This window comes from Lysinibacillus sp. G1-3, from assembly GCF_056322905.1.
The window spans coordinates 143,615-166,255 of the sequence record NZ_JBWHYQ010000005.1 but is presented as its reverse complement, the minus strand read 5'-3'; the positions used below and the strand labels follow the sequence as shown (position 1 = coordinate 166,255).

Annotated in this window: 24 protein-coding genes and 2 other annotated features; of the genes, 1 reads left to right on the top strand and 23 read right to left on the bottom strand. The window is 38.4% G+C overall.

Annotated features, from left to right (window positions below; genetic code table 11):
- Positions 1-64 precede the first annotated feature (64 nt).
- The 13 genes from rpmA to ACVYAD_RS06745 all read right to left on the bottom strand — a co-directional run bounded on the left by rpmA (position 65) and on the right by ACVYAD_RS06745 (position 9,447).
- Positions 65-364 carry a 50S ribosomal protein L27 gene (gene rpmA, locus ACVYAD_RS06805; protein WP_079563575.1) on the bottom strand — a complete coding sequence of 100 codons (300 nt, stop codon included), beginning with the start codon at positions 362-364 and terminating at the stop codon, positions 65-67.
- Positions 361-717 carry a ribosomal-processing cysteine protease Prp gene (locus ACVYAD_RS06800; RefSeq protein WP_476425395.1) on the bottom strand — a complete coding sequence of 119 codons (357 nt, stop codon included), beginning with the start codon at positions 715-717 and terminating at the stop codon, positions 361-363. The genes rpmA and ACVYAD_RS06800 overlap by 4 nt, the downstream gene beginning before the upstream one ends.
- 16 nt (positions 718-733) lie before the next feature.
- The gene (rplU, locus tag ACVYAD_RS06795; RefSeq protein WP_036124117.1) at positions 734-1,042 is read right to left on the bottom strand and encodes a 50S ribosomal protein L21; all 309 of its coding nucleotides are present in this window, start codon (positions 1,040-1,042) and stop codon (positions 734-736) included.
- Positions 1,043-1,056: 14 nt separating this feature from the next.
- Positions 1,057-1,132, bottom strand: a sequence feature (ribosomal protein L21 leader region).
- A 45-nt stretch (positions 1,133-1,177) separates the two neighbouring features.
- On the bottom strand, positions 1,178-1,789 hold the full coding sequence (locus ACVYAD_RS06790; protein WP_476425393.1) for a zinc metalloprotease: 612 nt from the start codon (positions 1,787-1,789) through the stop codon (positions 1,178-1,180).
- On the bottom strand, positions 1,779-2,333 hold the full coding sequence (locus ACVYAD_RS06785) for a M23 family metallopeptidase (RefSeq protein ID WP_349659993.1): 555 nt from the start codon (positions 2,331-2,333) through the stop codon (positions 1,779-1,781). The genes ACVYAD_RS06790 and ACVYAD_RS06785 overlap by 11 nt, the downstream gene beginning before the upstream one ends.
- A 93-nt stretch (positions 2,334-2,426) precedes the next feature.
- On the bottom strand, positions 2,427-3,224 hold the full coding sequence (minD, locus tag ACVYAD_RS06780; RefSeq protein WP_079563571.1) for a septum site-determining protein MinD: 798 nt from the start codon (positions 3,222-3,224) through the stop codon (positions 2,427-2,429).
- Between the two features lies 1 nt (position 3,225).
- Positions 3,226-3,894, bottom strand: a complete 669-nt coding sequence (gene minC / locus ACVYAD_RS06775; protein ID WP_079563570.1) for a septum site-determining protein MinC — start codon at positions 3,892-3,894, stop codon at positions 3,226-3,228.
- 27 nt (positions 3,895-3,921) lie between these two features.
- On the bottom strand, positions 3,922-4,446 hold the full coding sequence (gene mreD, locus ACVYAD_RS06770) for a rod shape-determining protein MreD (protein WP_349659992.1): 525 nt from the start codon (positions 4,444-4,446) through the stop codon (positions 3,922-3,924).
- Positions 4,446-5,357 (bottom strand): rod shape-determining protein MreC, encoded by a 912-nt coding sequence (gene mreC, locus ACVYAD_RS06765; RefSeq protein ID WP_476425391.1) that lies wholly within the window; start codon positions 5,355-5,357, stop codon positions 4,446-4,448. Before mreC ends, mreD begins: the two co-directional genes overlap by 1 nt.
- A 13-nt stretch (positions 5,358-5,370) precedes the next feature.
- The gene (locus ACVYAD_RS06760; RefSeq protein ID WP_197144832.1) at positions 5,371-6,390 is read right to left on the bottom strand and encodes a rod shape-determining protein; all 1,020 of its coding nucleotides are present in this window, start codon (positions 6,388-6,390) and stop codon (positions 5,371-5,373) included.
- Between the two features lie 1,013 nt (positions 6,391-7,403).
- Positions 7,404-8,075 (bottom strand): RadC family protein, encoded by a 672-nt coding sequence (gene radC, locus ACVYAD_RS06755; protein WP_349660147.1) that lies wholly within the window; start codon positions 8,073-8,075, stop codon positions 7,404-7,406.
- A gap of 34 nt (positions 8,076-8,109) precedes the next feature.
- Positions 8,110-8,703: a Maf family protein gene (locus ACVYAD_RS06750; protein ID WP_476425388.1), complete on the bottom strand. Its 594-nt coding sequence runs from the start codon at positions 8,701-8,703 to the stop codon at positions 8,110-8,112.
- Between the two features lie 99 nt (positions 8,704-8,802).
- A complete protein-coding gene (locus tag ACVYAD_RS06745; protein WP_476425386.1) occupies positions 8,803-9,447 on the bottom strand; it encodes a hypothetical protein in 645 nt (214 codons plus the stop codon).
- 335 nt (positions 9,448-9,782) lie between these two features.
- Here ACVYAD_RS06745 and ACVYAD_RS06740 point away from each other — a divergent pair, with 335 nt between their 5' ends.
- Positions 9,783-10,199 (top strand): SRPBCC domain-containing protein, encoded by a 417-nt coding sequence (locus tag ACVYAD_RS06740; RefSeq protein ID WP_476425384.1) that lies wholly within the window; start codon positions 9,783-9,785, stop codon positions 10,197-10,199.
- Between the two features lie 62 nt (positions 10,200-10,261).
- On the opposite strand, the gene ACVYAD_RS06735 is transcribed toward ACVYAD_RS06740, so the two are convergent.
- The 10 genes from ACVYAD_RS06735 to hemC form a co-directional block, all read right to left on the bottom strand.
- The gene (locus tag ACVYAD_RS06735; RefSeq protein ID WP_476425382.1) at positions 10,262-11,515 is read right to left on the bottom strand and encodes a bifunctional folylpolyglutamate synthase/dihydrofolate synthase; all 1,254 of its coding nucleotides are present in this window, start codon (positions 11,513-11,515) and stop codon (positions 10,262-10,264) included.
- Positions 11,512-12,804 carry a bifunctional folylpolyglutamate synthase/dihydrofolate synthase gene (locus ACVYAD_RS06730; protein ID WP_476425381.1) on the bottom strand — a complete coding sequence of 431 codons (1,293 nt, stop codon included), beginning with the start codon at positions 12,802-12,804 and terminating at the stop codon, positions 11,512-11,514. The genes ACVYAD_RS06735 and ACVYAD_RS06730 overlap by 4 nt, the downstream gene beginning before the upstream one ends.
- Positions 12,805-12,939: 135 nt before the next feature.
- Entirely contained in the window at positions 12,940-15,585 is a 2,646-nt protein-coding gene (locus ACVYAD_RS06725; protein WP_349659985.1) for a valine--tRNA ligase, read from the bottom strand.
- 123 nt (positions 15,586-15,708) lie between these two features.
- Positions 15,709-15,986: a binding site (T-box leader), on the bottom strand.
- A 275-nt stretch (positions 15,987-16,261) separates the two neighbouring features.
- Positions 16,262-17,032: a valyl-tRNA synthetase gene (locus tag ACVYAD_RS06720; protein ID WP_476425378.1), complete on the bottom strand. Its 771-nt coding sequence runs from the start codon at positions 17,030-17,032 to the stop codon at positions 16,262-16,264.
- Positions 17,033-17,306: 274 nt separating this feature from the next.
- A complete protein-coding gene (locus ACVYAD_RS06715) occupies positions 17,307-17,753 on the bottom strand; it encodes a CoxG family protein (RefSeq protein WP_349659983.1) in 447 nt (148 codons plus the stop codon).
- Between the two features lie 120 nt (positions 17,754-17,873).
- A complete protein-coding gene (locus ACVYAD_RS06710) occupies positions 17,874-18,176 on the bottom strand; it encodes a hypothetical protein (RefSeq protein WP_476425376.1) in 303 nt (100 codons plus the stop codon).
- A gap of 496 nt (positions 18,177-18,672) precedes the next feature.
- Positions 18,673-19,965, bottom strand: coding sequence for a glutamate-1-semialdehyde 2,1-aminomutase (gene hemL / locus ACVYAD_RS06705; protein ID WP_476425374.1), 1,293 nt, complete (start codon positions 19,963-19,965; stop codon positions 18,673-18,675).
- A complete protein-coding gene (gene hemB / locus ACVYAD_RS06700; RefSeq protein WP_386827682.1) occupies positions 19,966-20,946 on the bottom strand; it encodes a porphobilinogen synthase in 981 nt (326 codons plus the stop codon). It abuts the gene before it with no gap.
- A complete protein-coding gene (locus tag ACVYAD_RS06695; RefSeq protein WP_476425373.1) occupies positions 20,943-21,707 on the bottom strand; it encodes a uroporphyrinogen-III synthase in 765 nt (254 codons plus the stop codon). The genes hemB and ACVYAD_RS06695 overlap by 4 nt, the downstream gene beginning before the upstream one ends.
- Positions 21,697-22,629 (bottom strand): hydroxymethylbilane synthase, encoded by a 933-nt coding sequence (gene hemC / locus ACVYAD_RS06690; protein ID WP_349661984.1) that lies wholly within the window; start codon positions 22,627-22,629, stop codon positions 21,697-21,699. Before hemC ends, ACVYAD_RS06695 begins: the two co-directional genes overlap by 11 nt.
- Positions 22,630-22,641: the final 12 nt, after the last annotated feature.

Genomic DNA, 22,641 nt, shown 5'->3' with positions numbered 1-22,641 from the left:
AAATTTAGCCAAAAAAAGGACTGCAATAAATGCAGTCCTCCGCTTTATGTTATCTTATAAAAGATTAAGCTTCTTGTGTTGCTGGGTATACAGATACTTGTTTGCGATCGCGACCTAAACGTTCAAATTTTACAACGCCGTCAACTTTAGCAAATAGTGTATCGTCACCACCACGACCTACGTTTGTACCTGGGTAAATTTTTGTACCGCGTTGACGGTAAAGAATTGAACCACCAGTTACGAATTGGCCATCAGCACGTTTAGCACCAAGTCGTTTAGACTCAGAGTCACGTCCGTTTTTAGTAGAACCTACACCTTTTTTAGATGCGAAAAATTGTAAGTCTAAAGTTAATAATAATTTCATTGTGTTCCACCTCCTACTTGGTTGTAGTTGATTTGGATATATTGTCCATAATTTTGCACCATAGAATACACTTGGGCTGTCATTACTTGGACAATTAACTGTAGTTTTGCATCAATCTCAGGCTCTAAATCTGATGGTAAGACTACCTTAAGATAGCCTCCACCTTCAGCAGCTTGTTCGACTTCTGGCTGTATTTGTAATAGTGCATAAATAGCATTCACCGTACCTATGGCAATGGTAGATGCTCCTGCACATACTAAATCCTTACCAGATTCATCGTATTCCGCATGTCCTGAAAATTCAAATGCTGACACATGTCTATTTTCATTGTGATGAATCGTAACTTGTATCATTCGCTACACCTCATAATTAAGCGTTGATAGCTTCAACAACTAATTTTGTGTAAGGTTGACGGTGACCTTGTTTACGACGGTAGTTCTTTTTAGCTTTCAATTTGAAAACAACGATTTTTTTCGCACGGCCTTCTTTCACAACTTTCGCTGTTACAGTAGCGCCTTCTACGAACGGAGCTCCAACTTTAACGTTTTCGCCACCTACGAATAAAACTTTATCAAAAGTTACAACCTCGTCAGCTTCTACACCTAATTTTTCAACATAGATTTCTTGACCAGCTTCTACTTTGATTTGTTTACCACCAGTTTCAATAATTGCGTACATTTTACTGCACCTCCTCATAGACTCAGACTCGCCTGTTTATAAAGGTGATCATACGATACTTTAACCTTTCCAGAGCGGTTGTAGTAGCACAGGTGCTACAAACAATAACATTAAAATATTACCACGTGATTTCTATCATGTCAATCTTTTCATTACATATTTCTCAAATGCTAAACGATACTTTCGATAATTCCATTCCTTTAACACTTGAAGCCATATAAATAAACATAAAATTGCTATAAAAATAGATTGTGGGAGGTAACATAAAGTTATCATGAATAGTATAAATGCAATTATAAGAGAAAGCCAGTAGTAATATTCAAACGCACGAACACTTGGATTGAATAGATATAGGCACGCTAAAAATATTCTGCCACCGTCCAACGGGATAATCGGTATAACATTGATTGCTAGTAACACAAGTTGCACATTAATAAGCTTGGTCGCAAGCAGCTCTGGCATAAAAAAAGCGAGGCCAATCCCTAATATTGTAGCGATTGGTCCTCCTAAGGCAATCCAAAGGAGTGACGTTGCTGGCACAGCCGCTGGATTTTCAAATTCTATTTCCCCTCCGTAAGGTGTAATAACGCATGATTTTACGCTAACGCCACAAAGCATCGCCATTAACAAATGACCTGCTTCATGCCATAATAACGAAGTTAAAATAATAGCGTAATAAGCAATTTGACCGGTGAAAATCATTAAAAATACGAGAGGGATACATAGAAGATGCAGTTTAATTTTCATTGGACTCCGCTGTTTCAAGCCACTGTACAATCTGCTCCAAATTATATTGTGCCTTGTCTTTCTCAATTGAGATATAGAGTTGCCCCGTCTCTTTCATGCCGATTAAATCGTTTGCCTGCACTGTTGTGTATGGAAGTTGTGCTAAACTATCTAGCATACCATAGGATACAGTTGTACCATCGTCATAGCTGATTGTCATTGTTTTACCAGTATATTTTGTATGACCAGTAAAAACGACAAGACCATTCTTTCCAGCATAAACTGGTAAGCCCATGTCATATTGCAATAAAAAGCCTTCCTTAAAAACTTCCGCATTGGCAAATGTTAATAATTCAGTTTGTCCAACATCACTCGATACTAAAATTGTTGCATCATCTTTATTTAGCCAGCTTTGTCCGAGCTCGCTTAAATAAGTCAAATCAGCTGATGTTGTAACAAGTTTTCGCACCGGTGTTTCCAATACACCTTGATCCTCTAAACGAATGACTAGCATAGTTGCAGCCACGAGCAATATCGCGACCAACCATTTCCATTTTTTAAACAAGCCCTCATCCTTTTTTCACACTATATGAGCTTGCATGTCCATTCATGCACAAAGAAAAAACCTCCTCGTACAAATGCACGAAAAGGTTGATGATTATTTTGAAAATAACGCTTTTAGTTTTGAAAATACACCTTTATGTTCATCTTCAATGGCCATAAGTGGTACAGACTCTCCAAGTATTCTTCGAGCAATATTACGGTAGCCAAGAGATGCTTTATTTGCAGGGTCCATTACTACCGGTTCACCTTTATTGGACGACGAAATAACTCCTTCATTATCTACAATGATTCCTAATAAATCTATAGACAAATGCGTTGTAATTTCATTCACATCCAAAGTATCACCGCTTTTCATCATATGCTGGCGAATACGGTTAATAATTAGTTTAGGTGCCGTAATTTCTTCCTGTTCAAGTAAGCCAATAATTCGATCTGCATCACGCACAGCAGAAATCTCTGGCGTTGTTACTACAATTGCATGATCAGCACCAGCAACCGCATTGCGATAGCCTTGTTCAATTCCCGCTGGACAATCTATTAAAACATAATCATAATCTCTTTTTAATTCTTCTACTAAGCTCTTCATTTGCTCAGGCTTAACAGCATTTTTATCTGTCGTTTGAGCAGCAGGTAATAAAAATAGTTTTTCATCTACACGTTTATCTTTTATTAGCGCTTGATGAATCTTACAGCGCCCTTCAACAACATCTACTAAGTCATAAATAATTCGATTCTCAAGACCTAAAATCACGTCCAAATTACGTAAGCCAATATCTGTATCTACTAAACATACTTTTTTACCTTGTAGAGCCAATGCAGTCCCAAGGTTAGCCGTTGTCGTCGTTTTTCCGACGCCGCCTTTACCTGAAGTTATGACGATCGCTTCTCCCACACTAGCTTCCTCCTTTAGACACATTTAACAATGGTCGAATATTTTTTAACGCGTGAATTTGATCGTACGTAATGCGCCCATCATAGCCAATAAATGCACAAGTCATCTCTTCTTGATTAATCGTTTTTACATGTTCGTCTGACATTGCCTGAACCTGATCAGCAATCATGATATGTGTGGCTTCGAAACAAGATGCTGCAATGATTGCTTCCTTATTACCATGAACACCAGCATGTGCAATTCCTTTAAGTTTACCTAGGACATACACATTGCCAGCTGCTTCTACACGTCCATTCGGATTGACATTCCCTACGATAATTATATCGCCTGGCGAACGTAGAACTTGACCCGATCTGACCACACCTAAATATGTATCTTGTTGACTTTCAATCCTTTTCTGGTTGCTCTCATGGACAGTCAGTACTTCACTTTGCACCTTTGAAACGATTAGTTGCTCTGTTTCCTGAACAATTTTAATAAGCTCTTTGATTTGTTCATCAGAACAGTATCGATAGCCCAAATATAATTGTACATCTACTTTACTATCGATACCGCTCTCTGAAACTTTCTTTTTAAGCTCTTCTACTAAATCGACATACGCACATTGATCGTCTAAATGAAGAACAAATCCATCCTTTGTTCCCTTCATATTAACTAACTGTTTTTTCATGAATGCCTCACCCCACGTTGCTCTTTATTAAGAAACTTCACGTGCTCTCTGTAAGACACGCGCATTAATCAGATACTTGAAGGCCCAACCAAGAATCATTAAAAATAGTGCATTAGCAATGATCGTTGGCAGTAGTCGTGAACGTAAGAAATCCGAAAATGGAATCGTTGTAAAGTCGATAAGATAGAAGAATTGATAAAGTATAAATTCTAAAATTGCTACTAACACAACTGAAATCGTCGTTGTCACAACTAAGTGCTGATGAATAACTTTCACAATTGACCCTGCTAAAAAACATACTAGCGGAAACAGTACTGAATATAATCCAATAATATCAATGTAAAACACATCATACAAGACACCAAAAAAAAGTCCATACATTACCGCTCGTTGACGGCTGTAATAGATGGATATAAATATTAAATATAAGATTAAAAATCTAGGGACCAAATAATAGATATGCCCTTTTACTTCAATCGGTGAAAGCATAGCAAACTCTGGTTCTAGTAAAAATAGTAAAACTGCCACAGAGGGAATAAGAAATCGAATCATTATTCAACCTCCTCGTTACCCTGTTGTGGATGTGTTAAATCTCCGTTCGATGAATTACCATCAGATCCATCTATCACCGTAGAGGAACGTTTAGCAATAACAACATAATCTAAAATTGAAAAATCAGCAGATGGTTCTACATAAGCCATTTTCGTTAAACCATAATCATCTGTACTTACTTCAGTTATTTCTCCGATTGGCACATTTTTTGGGAAAACACCGCCAAGTCCCGATGAAACTACTTGTTGACCTTTTTTAACTGTTAAATCAGAATCGATTCGCTTCATGATGAGTTTATTACGCTCTTTATCATAGCCCTCGATTAAACCGTATGCTTGTTTATCTCCTGGAACCATCGCAGAAACACGATAATTTGGATTATTTGTATATAAAAGCTCTACCTCAGAGGTAAAAGGCGTCACTAAAGTAACTTTACCGATTAAACCTTTCGCTGTCATAACTGCCATATTTTTTTCTACACCGTGTGAAGATCCTTTATCTAAAATAATTTTTTCTTCCCACTGGTCAGGGTTTCTAGCAATAACTGTGGCATGAATCGGATCATATGCTTTTAAGCTTTCCGATTTGTCCATAAGCTCTTGAAACTTTTTAATATCAGATTTCAAATCCGATGCCTCAGCTTGTACAGCAACAAATTCATCTAAGCGTGCTTTTAAACGTTTATTTTCTTCGTACGTGTTTAAGAGGGAATCAATACTATCAAAAACACCCGCAATATAATTCGCCGGCTTCGCAACAATAGATTGTGCGACGCCGACAGTGTCTTTAATAATTTGCTCTGGTAAAGTTGCATTCGTCCGCTCACGTAATGAGAAGCTAATCAATGCCACAAGAAAAACCATGCCCACAAGCAGCAAAATTAATTTCTTATTGAAAAAAAAGTGTGGCATTGCCTAAACCTCCTTACCCTTTAACTTGTTGTTGACGAATTAAGTCAATATGTTCTAGAGCTTTACCTGTACCAATAGCAACACAGTCTAGTGGATCTTCTGCGATAAATACTGGCATATTCGTTTCTTGGCTAATAACTTTGTCTAAGTTTGTTAATAGCGCACCGCCACCTGTTAGAACAATTCCGCGTTCCATTACGTCTGCAGATAATTCAGGAGGTGTTTGCTCAAGCGTTTTTCGAACTCCATCAATAATAGATGCTACCGCTTCACGTAAAGATTCAGAAATTTCCTGTGATGAAATTTCAATCGTTTTCGGTAAACCTGTTAAAAGGTCGCGTCCTCTAATTTCCATTTTTTCTTCTGGACCTTCAGCCAACGCTGTACCAATTTCCATTTTCACTGCTTCCGCAGTACGTTCACCGATTGTTAAGTTATATGTTTTACGAATATACGAAATGATGGATTGGTCCATTGCATCCCCGCCGACACGCACGGATTCACTTGTTACAATACCACCTAATGAAATAACCGCTACCTCCGTTGTACCACCACCGATATCAACGACCATTGACCCTGTTGGATCCCATACTGGTAAGTTTGAACCGATTGCTGCTGCAAATGGCTCTTCAATTGTAAATGCTTCTTTAGCACCTGCTTGGCGAGCAGCATCAATAACCGCACGTTGTTCAACCGATGTAATACCGTATGGCACACAAATCATAACATTCGGCTTTTTCCAATTACCACCAGAATTTTTGCAAGCTTCTTTTAAATAGTATTCTATCATTGCTGTAGTAATATCAAAATCAGCAATAACGCCATCTTTCATAGGACGGATTGCTACGATTGAGCCAGGTGTACGACCAATCATATTTTTTGCATCGTTACCTACTGCAACGATATCTCCAGTTTTTGTATTTTTCGCTACGACTGAAGGTTCGCGTAAAACGATTCCCTTCCCTTTAATAAACACTAATGTATTCGCTGTGCCAAGGTCAATCCCGACATCTTTACTTCCTAATCCAAACAATTTGTGTACTCCCTTTCTATTTAAGCCATACTTTCGTTGACATCAACTTACACCCCGGCGCGTTTACACCCCGAGGTTTTATCTTCATTCACTCGGTGATAGACACCTACTGAAAAAAACTACACACTCAATTATCTCACACCTGTTGGAATGAGAGTCTTTTTCTGAATAAAAATAAAATCATACCGTTCATTATAACGGAAAAACGCAAGAATTTGTAGTGCCACATACCTCATCTCGCTGAAAAGATACTATTTTAATTCCCTCCCAAACAAAAACAGTACGTATAGATTAGCATATAATTTTTATTCTTGTAAGACAACGTGTAATAGGCTACCAATTTTTGTGAATATTATAGACATTTCTACGAATACAATAACGTTTTCTATAAGAAAAGGTTCGTTTTCTTTATTAGCTTTTCGCAAAAAAATACAAAAATTTTTTTTATAAAATAATAAAACGATTTGATTTTTGAGGCAGAAAACATCCGCTTCGCTCCAGGGTCTCGGGCCAACAGGATATTTTATGCGCGAAAGCGTAGTGCTAACGTAGCGACAGCAACGTGTTTTTATCTGTGCGAAAGCGAAGCGACAGCAACACAGCACGATGTTGGTCACGAAGGCGTTATCACAGGATGTGATGCTATTAGACTTCGTTCTTCGATTGTCATCCCCAAGGAGTCGCCCAGTGTAAGAAGATCAACTTATTTACATAGTAGTCGTTTTAATAAAATCTTCTACAACTTTTGGTGATGAACCTGATACTTCAACAAACTCTAAAAATCCCCACAAAAAAACTCTGCAAAATATATTGCAGAGATCCATTATGCCTCGGCATAATTGCGTCCGGAATCGGCTTTGTGCTCAGGCCTGCACGATGCAGGTCAGTTAGCCGTTATCGCATGGATGCGATAATTTTAGGCTAACATCCCCTAAGAACTCATTTCCGATTCCGTGACATCCGCCGGAGGCTTTAATTTCATTCAGCGGATGTTTGGCATCCGCTGAATGAAATTAAAAATATCCTTTTTCTTTCAAACTAATAAACTGATGATCACCGATGATGAGATGATCGATTAAATCAATGCCAATAATATAACCAGCCTCTATAATTCTTCTCGTCACTTCAATATCCTCATCACTAGGTGTTGGTACGCCACTAGGATGATTGTGTGCACAAATTATAGAAGCCGCAGATCTCTTTACAGCCTCGCGAAAAATCTCGCGAGGATGGACAATCGAAGCATTTAGACTGCCTATAAAAATTGTCTTTCTATGAATAATTTGATTTTTCACATTCAAAAAAAGAACGACGAAATGCTCCTGATTCAGTGAGGTCATATCAGGCATTAAATAGGTAGCGGCATCTTGTGGGGAACGAATCGTATATTTTTCATCGCTATGTTTCTGCGCAAGACGTCTACCGAGTTCAATTGCAGCTAATAACTGAATGGCTTTAACCTCACCAATCCCTCTAATAGCAACCATTTCTTCTATTGTTGCATGTTTCAAATGATGTAAACGCTCAAAAACGTTAAGTACGCGATTTGCCAGTACTAGGACAGACTCTTCTTTAGTGCCTGTCCTTAGTAAAATAGCCAGTAGCTCCTGATTCGATAAACTCATAGCTCCTTGTCTACGTAGTCTTTCACGAGGGCGATCTTCTATATGAACGTCTCGTATCATCGTCCCTTGTAAAACATCATTCGTCAAAAAAGCCTCACTCCTTCGCAAATTGGATAATATTGCGTGCTACCAATTGCGTAAACAACGCTGCAAGTGGTAAACCGACAACATTGTTATAATCTCCTTCAATTCGTTTCACTAGGAGGGTTCCAGCAGTTTGAATGCCATAACCGCCTGCTTTATCAAATGGATCTCCTGAATCTACGTATGCTTCGATGAGATCCTGCGATAACTGATGAAAGACAACATTTGTCTCTTCCACAAATGTTGTTTCATGACCGTCAGGCTCAATAATGGCAATAGCTGTCATGACCGCATGACACTTACCTGATAAGCGCAATAAGTGAGAAATTGCCTCCTCACGATTTTTTGGTTTATGGAGTAGCTCATCATCATAAACAACAATCGTATCCGCTCCAATAATCGTTGCATCTGGAGCTTTTTTTGCTACATCACGTGTTTTTAATAGAGCTACGCCTTTTACATAATCTTGCATTGTAGTTGCCTGAACGCTTGTCTCTTCTACTTCACTAGTTATTATGTCGAACGGAAGGGATAGCATAGTTAATAATTCCTTTCGTCGTGGTGAAGCAGAAGCAAGCACTATCTTGTGATTTGTTTTAAACATTGTCTGACCATTCCTCCTTATTAGTTATCATAACGGAGAATTTGGCATTTGAAAATTTTCTAAAAATCAAGATAATGCTTATTTCACTATCTTTTATGCTTAAAATTTCACCTGAAGACAAGCATTTTTCGATTTGTAATGGGCCAAAACTTGTAATCGAATGATGCTGGTATCGCTTGAAATAGACGAGGCTGCTGCTCCAATAGATTGCCAATCAGCAGGTAGCGTAGAATCTTTGGAATTATCCTTAAAATTTAATTTTGTTGCATTTTTGTCAGTTAGCACAGACGGAAGCTCTGCAAGCGTTGCCTCCTTACAACTGTCGCCACTCAAAGTAAATGCTTTTTTAAATGTTGCAGGATCTTTTAAGAAAACAAGTTGACTTTCATCTGTTACTACACTTGTCCAAACGTGAAATTTTCCATCGACCTCGACAATGGCACTTTCTTTTAATGAAGGGTGTTCAGATACAAATGCGCTTGCACTTTCATAATTTGAATAGACCCCTGCTTGACTAGCAAAAAGCATGGGTCCGTTCGTTGCTCCTCCTGCTGTCGTAATGGTTTCCCCTTTGGTATTACTATTACTTTTATTAGCTACCTCATTACTATCATTTTTTATAGAAAATTGATTGCTTGCTTGAAGAATACCTAAAAAAATGCCTACACCAAAAAGCCCTACTACTCCTCCAATAATCATCGCTCGAAATATTTGTTTTCTCATCACTTGACTGACAATTTTCATTCAACCATCACCTCTTTCTTTAACGTATCAAAGTAAATTTAGAAAAGACCAATTTGATATATAAGTATATGTACAAAAGGATGTGTAAATGCGAATTTACTACATTTTGATTTACTAGTTATTTTTGAGGTTTTACTGCAAAATTAAATATTTTTGTAACAAAAGATTTACTAAAAAAAGATGGGTTTTTATTCTACTCTTTTGTATCGCTATCAAAGGAGCCTGCTTTTAACAAAGAAATTTCATCCAAAAAATTTGAGGATGTGCAAGGAAATAGAAAGTAGAACTAGAAATACTATTATTTACAGACAAATATTAATAATGGAGGTAATGAGGTGGAAAATTCCAAAATTATTGGACAAACAAAGACAGTAGGGTTTCAAGTAGGTGTTAGAAGGATGTTCCCGATTTCCCAAGAGGAAGCTTGGAACCTAGTTACTTCACAAGATGGATTAAACGTATGGTTAGGAGAGAGTATGTTCATTATCCTTGAACCAGGACAGAACTATATTACGAAATTAGGGTCAGGAGAAATACGCGTAGTCAAACCTTTACAACAACTTCGCCTAACTTGGCAAAAAGTAGGATGGGAAAAAGCATCAACCGTACAAGTTCGTATTATTCCGGGGGCAAGTAATAAAACTACAATTAGCTTTCATCAAGAAAAACTTTCTGATCAAAATGTACGAGAAGAAATGAAAAAATATTGGGAAAAAGTACTTACGGAACTCAAAGAGAGAATAACCAAATGAAAAAATCAGGTACTCATTTTTTAATGAGTACCTGATTTTTACTGGAAATATACTAACTCATGTTAATTGTTTTTTAATCTACTACGCACTTCCGTTAATAAATACAATGAACCCGATACAATCGTCCTTGATTTACTTGCTGACTGTCGTTTTAAAAATTGCACATAATCTTCTAAAACTGCCTTATAAGAGGCGTTGGACAGCTCAAGCATGTTGTGAGCAGCCATCGCACGGGGATTATCAAAATCAACAAAGTAAAAACAATCACTTACTTGCTCAAATAGTTGCAAAATCTCTTTTACAGCCTTATCTGCAAGAATTCCAATTACAAAAGTAATCTGCTCATCTGGGAACTCCTGCTTAATCGTTTCTATTAATTTCTCAGCACTCGCTGGATTATGCGCACCGTCTAAAACAACATAAGGCATAATTTCTTCAAAACGTCCTAAAATGGTTGCGTTTTTTACAGCTTTTTGAACAGCTTCTTCACTAACTTGTAACTCCAATGAGATTGCTACTTCGAAAAAGGCTGTAATAGCAAGTGCCATATTATTCGCCTGATGTGCTCCCTTTATAGTGCGTGTAAGCTTTGTAATACGGAGGCCATTGTCATTATGCACATAGCACTCTCCATCTTTCTCTTGTTCCACATAAAACTGATGATTTAGCTCAAAAACGGAGGCATGTTTTTTACTGGCTTCCTCGTAGACAATATTTTTCGCTTCTAACGGTAAATCGCCAATAATAACTGGTTGATACGGCTTAATAATTCCGGCTTTATGATAGGCAATACTTTCAATCGTATCTCCTAAAAAATTCGTATGCTCTAATGCGATACTCGGTATGATAGAAGCAATTGGTGTGACCACATTCGTACTATCAAGTAAGCCACCCATACCAGCTTCAATAAGGGCGATATCTACATTACTAGCAACAAAATGTAAAAATGTTGCAACTGTTAAAAGTTCAAAATCTGTTAGTTTGCCACTAAGTCCGGCTACCTGCATTTGTTGGAATACAAGGTTCATTTCAGCTTCTGAAATAGCTTGACCTTCTACTTGAATTTGGTCATGCACGTCCAAAATACAAGGAGACATAAATTTACCAACACGTAAGCCATGTTCCTTAGCAATTGATTCTAAAAAAGTAAGTGTCGAGCCTTTACCGTTAGTCCCTGCTAAATGTACGGTTTGCAATTTATTTTCTGGATTACCTACTCGTGCCAATGCTTCTTCAATCGCAGTTAGACCAGGTTTAATAACATCATCACTCTGAACATTCCATTTTTCCTTATAGCTATTCCATTTCGGGATCATCTTTGTTCCCCCTGTAGCCATTGTCGAACTTCAGCTATAAAATATAAGGAGCCTGTAATGATGATAACATCCTCATCATTTCTTTGATGTAGCATCGTTTGAACCATTTCACACCAATTCGCATTATACATTTTATTCGTATTTGTAGATAATGCAGCTAATTGATCAGCAGGCATAGCATTCGGAAGCTCGATTTGTGTAAATGCAATTGATGTAGCAATACTATCCATTAAAGCAATACTTTTCGCATGATCTTTATCTGATAATGCTGCATATATAAATCGATAGTTTTGTTGCGGATAAACCGTTTTTAGAGTTTGAATTAACGCCGCAGTTCCTTCAGAATTATGTGCGCCATCTAATATAATAGCGCCAGGTAATTGCTCAAAACGGCCTGCCCACTGAGCTTTTGCCAAAGCTTGACGGATTGATGCATCCGAAATATCAACGGCTCCATTCTCTCTTAACGTTAAAATTGCCGAAATCGCAACGCTTGCATTATTTATTTGATGCTGACCAGCCATTTTTAATGGGATAGCTTCCATCTCCACATTTGCTTTACGGTAATTAAAATGTTGCATATCAGTTCCTTGTTCAATATTATCAACCGTAAAATCCTCCCCTAAAACAAAGCATGGGGCATGACGCTTATTTGCTACCTCACGAATTACAGAAAGTGCCTCTTCACTTTTAACACCCACTACAACAGGTACACTTTCTTTAATAATTCCCGCTTTCTCAAACGCTACTTTAGCTAACGTATCTCCTAAAAACGCAGTATGTTCTAATGAAATCGTTGTAATAATTGAAATTAGAGGCGTAACGACATTCGTAGCATCTAAACGTCCACCAAGTCCCGTTTCAATCAACGCAAAATCCACTTCTTCATCCGCGAAATATTGGTACATAATAAGTGTTACCACTTCAAAAAAGCTCGGAAATTCACCTTCATAATGTGTCTCAATAATCTCAACAACTTTGTTCATATAGTGTAAAAATTGTGCATCATTAATTTGCATACCATTAATAGTCATACGTTCATTAACACACTCTAGATGAGGTGAAGTAAAGGCGCCTACTTTGTAGCCAGTAAGTTGCAACATTTCTCTTAGCGCATTCACTGTTGACCCCTTCCCATTTGAGCCTGCTAAATGGATAACACGTAGCTTGTCCTGTGGGTTATTAAGAAAAGCTAATACCTCTCGCATCAAGACGAGCGGAGCACGTTTATGATCAACTGCCTTTAACGTAAAAATAAAATCTGTACATTCTTTCATTGTTTTAAACAAAAGAAACACTCCCTCTTACTACAATTATCTCTATTTTAGTATAAGTAGCGCCTAATACACATACTTTTCGTAAAAACTTACATTTGAATGAAAGAAAAAAACAGCGGATGACGATTACCATCCGCTGTCTTAATCTTACATATTTTTTAGTTCTTCTAAACGTTTTAATACAACCGCATGTTTACTTTCGTAATCGGCTAATTTCTCACGCTCCGCATTAACTAATGCTTCCGGCGCTTTAGAAACGAATTTTTCATTCGATAACTTACCATTCACAAGCTTTACTTCTTTTGCCCATTTTTCTAATTCTTTTTCAAGACGAGCAATTTCTTCTTCTAGATTAATAAGTCCAACAAGTGGTAGGAATAGTTCAGCTCCAGTTACTACTGCTGTCATTGACTGACCAGGTGCTTCTAAGCTTTCTCCGATTGTTAGTGATTCTGGATTACAGAATTTTTCTAAATACGCTTTATTTGCCTCTAGTACTGTAACCGTTGTAGCATCCTTCGCTGAAATATATAGTGGCACTTTTTTGCTCATTGGTGTATTTACTTCCGCACGAATATTACGTACTGAACGTATAATATCCATTAGGAGCTTCATATTGTCTGCTTCCTCTGCAAAATGAAGATCCTCACGAACAGTTGGCCATGCTGCCACTGTAATTGATTCACCTTCATGAGGTAAGTGCTGCCAGATTTCTTCTGTAATGAATGGCATGAATGGATGTAATAGACGCATAGTTTGGTCTAAAACGTAAGCTAAAATAGAACGAGTCGTTTTCTTAGCTACTTCGTCATCACCATATAACGGTAATTTAGCCATTTCAATATACCAAGAACAGAAATCATCCCAAATGAAGTTATACAGCTCACGGCCAACTTCACCAAATTCATAACGTTCTGCAAGAGATGTTACACGTTCAATTGTTTCATTTAAGCGAGTAAGAATCCATTTGTCTGCAACTGATTTTTCACCAGTTAAGTCGATTTCATCATATGTCATACCTTCCATATTCATTAAAGCGAAACGAGAGGCATTCCAAATTTTATTTGCAAAGTTCCATACTGACTCTACTTTTTCAGTTGTATAGCGTAAATCTTGACCAGGTGAAGATCCAGTAGCTAAGAAGTAACGTAATGAATCAGCACCATACTGATCAATAACGTCCATAGGGTCTACACCATTGCCAAGTGATTTACTCATCTTGCGTCCTTCTCCATCACGTACTAAACCGTGAATTAATACATCTTTGAATGGGCGCTGACCTGTAAATTCAAGACCTTGGAAGATCATGCGAGAAACCCAGAAGAAAATAATATCATAACCAGTTACAAGTGTGCTTGTTGGATAGTAACGTTTATATTCTTCGTTCGTCTCATCTGGCCAACCCATTGTAGAAAATGGCCATAGTGCAGACGAGAACCAAGTATCTAATACGTCTTCATCTTGCGTCCAATTTTCTGCATCTGCTGGTGCTTCTTTACCTACGTAAACTTCACCTGTTTCATTGTGATACCAAGCAGGAATTTGATGACCCCACCATAATTGACGAGAGATACACCAGTCACGAATGTTTTCCATCCAGCGAGAATATGTGTTTTCAAAACGAGATGGTACGAAGTTTACTTGCCCTTCTTCATCTTTTTGAAGAGTAAGTGAAGCATCAGCAAGTGGTTGCATTTTTACGAACCATTGTGCAGAAAGATAGGGCTCTACAACAGCACCAGAACGCTCAGAGTGCCCTACTGAATGTGTATGCTCTTCAATACGGATAAGCACGCCAGCTTCTTGTAAATCAGCAACGATTTGCTTACGACATTCAAAACGATCCATACCGTTATACTTGCCAGCAAGCTCGTTCATAGTACCATCTTCATTCATAATAAGAATGCGTTCTAGGTTGTGGCGGTTACCAACCTCAAAGTCATTCGGATCGTGTGCTGGTGTCATTTTTACAACTCCAGTACCGAATTCCAAATCTACGTAGTCATCTGCTACGATTGGAATTTCACGACCTACGATTGGTAAAATAACTGTTTTACCGATTAAGTGTTGATAGCGCTCATCATTCGGGTGAACAGCTACCCCAGAGTCACCTAGCATTGTTTCAGGACGTGTAGTTGCTACTTCCACATATCCTGAGCCATCAGCTAATGGGTATTTCATATGATAGAATGCACCTTGAACATCTTTATAGATAACTTCAATATCTGATAATGCTGTTTTTGCAGCAGGGTCCCAGTTAATAATACGTTCGCCACGATAGATTAGGCCTTTTTCATATAATTGCACGAAAACAGTTTTAACTGCATCAGAAAGACCTTCATCAAGTGTGAAACGCTCGCGAGAGTAATCTAATCCAAGACCAAGCTTCGCCCATTGATCACGAATATGCCCAGCATATTCTTCTTTCCATTCCCATGTTTTTTCGAGGAATTTTTCACGACCTAAATCATAACGTGTAATATTTTCTTCTCGTAATTTTGCTTCTACTTTTGCTTGTGTCGCAATACCTGCATGGTCCATTCCTGGTAACCAAAGTGCATCATAACCTTGCATGCGCTTCATACGAATTAAAATATCTTGCAATGTTGTATCCCAAGCATGGCCAAGGTGTAGTCTACCTGTTACATTCGGTGGTGGAATAACGATAGAATAAGGTTCCTTTTCACTTGTAGGCTGCGCCTCAAAAAATTTCCCTTGTAACCACCATTCATAACGACCTGCTTCAATGGACTGTGGATCATATTTTGTTGGCATTGAAATGTTTTCTGTCATTTTGACTCCTCCTGTTAACTTAATAATTTTTTTAGTGTGAGATAGTACCAATCATCCTTTTTTAAGTCTTAGTAAAAAGACATTAACAAGAAGATTAATAAAAATAAAAAAACTCCTAACGTCAAAAAGGACGAAGGAGTTTAAGTTCGCGGTACCACCTTTAATTCCAGCAGAGGCGAGTTAAGCTATCATACGTTTCATCAGAAAAAAATGTACTACTTGCTTAAGCCTTTACTACTGGCTCTCAATTCAGTAACGGTGTTTAACCGGCTTTAACTACTGTTAGTTCACTAAAGCTGCTCGAGGGCTACATTCAACTAGGTACAAATAGAAACTTTTCAGCTACCGTTTCCTCTCTTAAAATGTACGAATAATTTACTCTTCCCTGTCATAGCATTTGCATTTATATTCAACTTTTTCACATTGTACCCCAAAATCGTGCAATTTTTCAAGTGATTTAGTCATTTTTTAGGAAGCACTACTAGAAAAGGAAGTGAAAATTCAAATGCGACGACGTAAGTATAATCCTTGGCTTTTACCACCATGGCTACGACAATTTCGTTTTTATTGCAAAACGATAATTGTTCCAATTTGTGCTTTTCAGTTTATACGTGTCATCATCATTCCAACATCTGGGGATTTCATCATCTTATTGCTCCTTTTACTTATATGCTATTTACTTTTGAATGAAATCATTTGAAACACGAACCTTTAGCAGTGTATAGTCTTCGGTTAAATCCCAGATCATCGATGGCACTTCATGCCAGGAACTAGATTCACGGACTACAATATTACTTGAGGACTCCCTCAACATTGTTTTTGATGCAGGCTTTTCTTTTTTGTCTGAAGCTATTATTGCTTCAGACTTTTCCTTTTGAACTGCAAATGAAACAGTCTTTGATTTTTCCTCTTGCGCTGAAGCTGCTACAGCTACAGTTTTTTCTTCTTGATTCGAAGCTACTGCAGTTGTAGGTTGTTTTACTTGTGCCGTTTCTTTTGTAAGGTCCCCCTTCTCAATTTGTGCTGAGGCATTGACAGACTGTTTTTCAAAAACGTGCGCTTTTTCTAACGCAAGCTCAGGCTCATTAAAAACACTTGTAACCGTCCACTCGAGCTGACACATCTGATTCCTCAAAACAGGTCGAATATCCTTTACCATTAAATCTTCAATAGCTGCATCCTTTGGTAAATCTACATTTAAAGGAACTGCATACTCAAAATAACCAGTATCTCCTTGAATATCTAGCGTATCGATTTGTACTAATTCATCATCATCCATGTAAGCTTGCATGTCTTGAAAATCAAAGCGAACATGCGCTGTGATATGATAAATACCCATTAATCGTAGAGAGTCTTCTAACTGTGTTGTCTGCCACCGTGGCTTAATTTGTACAGCTGCTATTTCTATTGGGCAGCCATAACCAGGAAAACTAAAAGTTTCACTCATATTCCATGTTTTGTGTTCGATAATAATCCCTCCTCTTGCATCATATGAAGCTCCGAAGGATAGTATGCTATAGGATGATTAATCAATTTCGTCTTGGTGTATATTATGTAGCTGTCTCTTTGATCTCGCGCAAATAAACAATGCAATCGGATTTTGTATAGTGCCAAAGAGAAGCGGCACATCGGGCGCCCCCTAAGAAAGCGCCTGCCGTAACAGAAAAAGGGCATGCTAGAAAAAATTCTCTAGCATGCCTTTTAATGGTGTGCAATTGGTATTATACATTCACCAATTTAATTTTGTTTGCTACACGGTCTGTTAACATTTGTGTTGCTTTTGGTACGATTGGCTTAAAGATTGGATTTAAAACAGGACCAGCTAATCCTCCTGCTGTTACTTCCAAAAAGCCTGTCATTTTTGTATTTTCTGCATCAATACTTTCCGCTAGGAAATAACCGTTTCCTGAAAAGTTATCAGAAATTCCTTTTAATTCGAATGTTACTTTAGAAGGTGCTGTCCATTCTAAAATAGCAATCTCTACTTGTACTGTTTTTTTCAGAACACCAACATTGCCTTTAAACGTCCATGTTGAATGTTTTTCATCAATCATTTCATGTGCATTATAACCTGGGACAAGCTTTGCCCATTTTTCCATATCACTGACGAAATCCCATACATTTTCAATTCCTACAGGTACTTCGACCATATGTGTGCCAGTTGCCATATCAATTCACTACTTTCTTTTACGAATAGCTCTATTATATACGATTTCGCCTACAATTTGGCTATGCTGAAAGTTATAATTTTAATAAAAATTTTTTCAAGCGGTAACGATTCATACATTCTAACGGGCACATAAATATAAGCCTTTACAGATAAAGGGTTCATCACCAAAAGCTGTGACTTTTGTTAAAACATCTAATATGTAAATACGTTGATCTTCGTTACGACTGGGCGACTCCTTGGGGATTAGCGATAGAGGAACGAAAACTAAGAGCATCACATCCTGTGATAACGCCTTCGTGACCAACATCGTGCTGTCGCTGCGCTTTCGCACAAACAAAACCAAAACCTGCTGTTGCTGTCGCTGCGCTTTCGCACAAACAAAACCAAAACCTGCTGTTGCTGTCGCTGCGCTTTCGCACAAACAAAACCAAAACCTGCTGTTGCTACGTTGCAAACACGCTTTCGCGCAAAAGACATCTGTTGGCCCGAGACCCTGGAGCGAGCATCGCGAGTGAAGCGGGTAGAGGAACGAAGGCTAATAGCTTCACGTCCTGTGATAACGCCTTCGTGACCAACATCCTGTTGCCCTGACGCCCCCAGGAAGCTCTGCTCTGTGCGAAAGCGTAGCGACAGCAACAATTGTTTTATCTGTGCGAAAGCAAAGCGACAGCAACAATTGTTTTATCTGTGCGAAAGCAAAGCGACAGCAACAATTGTTTTATCTGTGCGAAAGCAAAGCGACAGCAACAATTGTTTTATCTGTGCGAAAGCAAAGCGACAGCAACAAAGCGCCCAGTCGGAACGGAAATCAACCCCTCGTTTTGCCGAAGAACCAGATAAAGACATATGCATTACTTTAACGATAAAAAAATAGCATGCCAGAAAATACTTCTAGCATGCTATTTTGTAACAGCCTATTATCTTGCTAATTGTGCAAATACTTTATGGAAAGCATCAACTGTTTTTGAAATATGCTCCTCCGTATGTGCAGTAGAAATAAATAAACCTTCAAATTGAGATGGCGGTAGGAAAATACCTTCTTCTGCCATTAGACGGAAGTATTCAGCAAACAATTGCAAATCTGATGTCTTTGCTGAATCAAAATCAATAACATCTTCGTTCGTAAAGAAGAAACCTATCATTGAACCAGCACGATTTACAGTATGCGGAATATTGTATTTCGATGCTGCTTCACGGAAACCAGCTTCTAATTGATCTCCTAGCTTTTTGAAGTATTCATAAGAGCTATGATCTAAGCGAGTTAATGTTTCATAGCCAGCTGTCATCGCTAATGGATTCCCTGACAATGTTCCAGCTTGATAGATTGGACCAGCCGGTGCTACCTGCTCCATAATTTCTTTTTTCCCTGCAAATGCTCCAACAGGAAGTCCACCACCAATAACTTTACCTAATGTTGTCATATCTGGTGTTACATCAAAATAACCTTGTGCACAGCCATAATCAACACGGAAGCCTGTCATAACTTCATCAAAAATTAACAATGTTCCATGTTCCTTTGTTAATTCACGTAAGCCTTGTAGGAAGCCTGGTTGTGGAGGGACAACGCCCATATTCCCTGCGACTGGCTCAACAATTACTGCTGCAAGCTCTGAACCAAACTTTTCGAAAACTAGTTTCGCCCCTTCTAAGTCATTGTACGCTACTGTTAAAGTATTGCGTGCAATATCTGCTGGGACACCAGGGCTATCAGGTAAGCCTAATGTAGCTACCCCAGAGCCAGCCTTAATGAGCAAAGAATCTCCATGACCATGATAAGAGCCCTCAAATTTTAAAATTTTATCGCGCCCTGTAACACCACGAGCTACTCGTAAAGCTGACATCGTAGCCTCTGTCCCAGAAGAAACGAAGCGAATCATTTCCATTCCAGGTAGTCGATCTAATACTAATTTGGCTAATTGGTTTTCTGTGTAGCTTGGTGCTCCAAACGAGGAGCCTTTCGCTGCTGTTTCTGCAATTGCTTGTACAACTTCTGGATGTGAATGACCTAAAATTAGTGGTCCCCATGATAATACATAGTCAATATATTCATTGCCATCAATGTCTTTAATAATAGCACCGTGACCAGATTCCATGAAGATTGGATCCATATTTACGGATTTGAATGCACGTACTGGGCTACTAACACCCCCTGGCATTAGGTTAATTGCTTCAGCATATGCTTGTTTTGATTTTTCATAAGAACGCGTCATTTATTTCTCCTCCAACCAACGTGCAACATCTTTAGCATGATACGTAATGATTAAATCTGAGCCTGCGCGTTTCATGCTAAGTAACGTTTCAAGCACTACATTTTTCTCTTCAATCCAGCCATTAATAGCCGCAGCTTTAATCATTGCATATTCACCAGAAACGTTATATGCAACAATCGGTAATGTATAATTATTTTTCACATCACGAATAATGTCTAAATAACTTAGAGCTGGTTTAACGATTAAGAAATCTGCACCTTCTTCAATATCTGATTCCGCTTCGCGGAATGCCTCCATACGATTCGATGGATCCATTTGGTATGATTTGCGATCACCAAATTGAGGTGCACCATCAGCTGCATCTCGGAATGGACCATAATAGCTAGATGCATATTTTACGGCATATGACATGATTGGAACATTTTCAAAGCCTGCTTCATCTAGACCCGCACGAATAGCTGCTACAAATCCATCCATCATATTAGATGGAGCGATGATATCTGCCCCTGCCTTCGCTTGTGATACTGCTGTACGTGCTAAAACATCTAATGAAGGATCGTTTAAAATTTGATCGCCTTCAATTAAGCCACAATGGCCATGATCTGTAAATTCACATAAGCATGTATCCGCTATGACTAATAGTTCTGGGTAACGAGCTTTAATAAGTCGTGTTGCTTCTTGCACGATACCATGATCATGGAAAGCACCAGTTCCAACTGCATCTTTTTCAGCAGGTAAGCCAAATAAAATAACAGCAGGAATACCTAAAGCAACAACTTCATCAATCTCAGCTTCAAGTTTATCTAATGAAAATTGAAAAACTCCTGGCATAGAAGGGACTTCATTTTTAATATTTTCGCCTTCCATAACAAAAATCGGATAAATTAAATCCTCTTTGTGTAAGTATGTTTCTTTTACCATTGATCGTATAGCAGCATTAGCACGCAAACGACGATGTCTTTGAAATTGTAATTTTGTCATTTTCTTTCTCCTACTTTCGTTATTTCCTCGATGACTGCTTGCATTGTATATACGCTCGGCATAATATCTACAATAGCACCGTGATTTACAATAGCTGCTTCTGTAATATGACCGATTGCTGCTACATGTACTGCCTTCCAACCAATTACCGAAGCTATATCCTTTGCGTATACATCAACAGCAGAAGGACTAGCAAAAATCACTGTGACATCGCTATTTGTACGGATACATTCAATCATTAATTGTTTTTGATCATGTCGCTCAATCGTTTCATAAACTGTCCATTCCTTCAATGTAAAGGGCAGACCTTCCTTTAATGTATTTTTCGCTTTTTCTCCACGAATAAATAGACAAGTAGGATTGCTCCCTGCTACCACATCAGGAAATTCTTGAACAAATACATCTGCACTAAATATGGAAGGCATAAAGCTCACATGGAATCCTAGCTTTTCTAAGGCTGTAGTAGTTTTAGTACCGATAGAAGCAATTTTGCCTTGAAAATACACTGCACTTACATTAAAGCGTTGCATCTTGTTGGCAAAAGCTTCTACAGCATTTTGACTCGTAAAAATGAGCCATTCAAATTGACGGGCAAACTCTAATTGCACATCATCGTTTTTATCGATCAGCTCGCAAGTTTCAATCAATGGGGCAATTACTGCTTGACCACCTAATGCTTTAATGTCATCTATTATGGTTGTCGTCTTAGATGTACCTGTCAAAATAATAGTTTTACCTTCTAAAGGTAAATTATTTTGCATCTTGCTCTGCCTTTACTCGTTGAATTAATTCAAAAGCACCTTGCTTCGTTAAAATCTCAGCAAGTTCTTTCCCTACTGCTTCCGCATCAGAGCCCATAACTGTTTCTTTATAAACAACTGAAGCATCTGGTGCAGCAACAAGGCCAGTTAATGTTATTTTTTCCCCGTTAGACTTTGCATATCCTGCGATAGGCACTTGACAGCCGCCATCCATAGCCGCTAGGAAAGCACGTTCTGCATGCGCTTCTTGCCATGTAATGCTATCTGTTAACTTGCCTAATTCCGTTAATAGTTCTGTATCATCTCCACGGCATTCAATACCCAGAGATCCTTGTGCTACTGCTGGTAGACAATCCTCAACAGATAAAAACTCAGTAACTACATCATCGCTCCAGCCAAGGCGTTTTAGGCCAGCTGCTGCTAAAATAATTGCATCGTATTCTTCAGTTTCAAGTTTAGCTAAGCGTGTATCTACATTTCCACGAATCCATTTAATTTCAATATCTGGACGGACAGTTAAAAGTTGAGCACTGCGACGAAGAGAACTTGTCCCAACAACAGCTCCTGCTGGAAGATCGGCAAATTTCACATGTCCTTTTGAAATAAAAGCATCACGCGCATCTTCACGTGGTGGAATACAGCCAATGACTAATCCTTCAGGCAATACTGCAGGCATATCCTTCATAGAATGGACAGCAAAGTCAATTTCTTTGTCGTAAAGCGCTTGTTCAATTTCTTTTACAAAAAGCCCTTTACCACCTACTTTAGATAGTTGCACGTCTAAAATTTGGTCACCTTTCGTGACAATTTCTTTCACTTCAAATTCAAATGGTACACCAGCTGCTTTTAACTCATTGATAAACCAATTTGTTTGTGTTAAAGCTAGCTTACTTCTCCTAGAACCTACAATAATTTTTCTCAACAGTCTCCAACC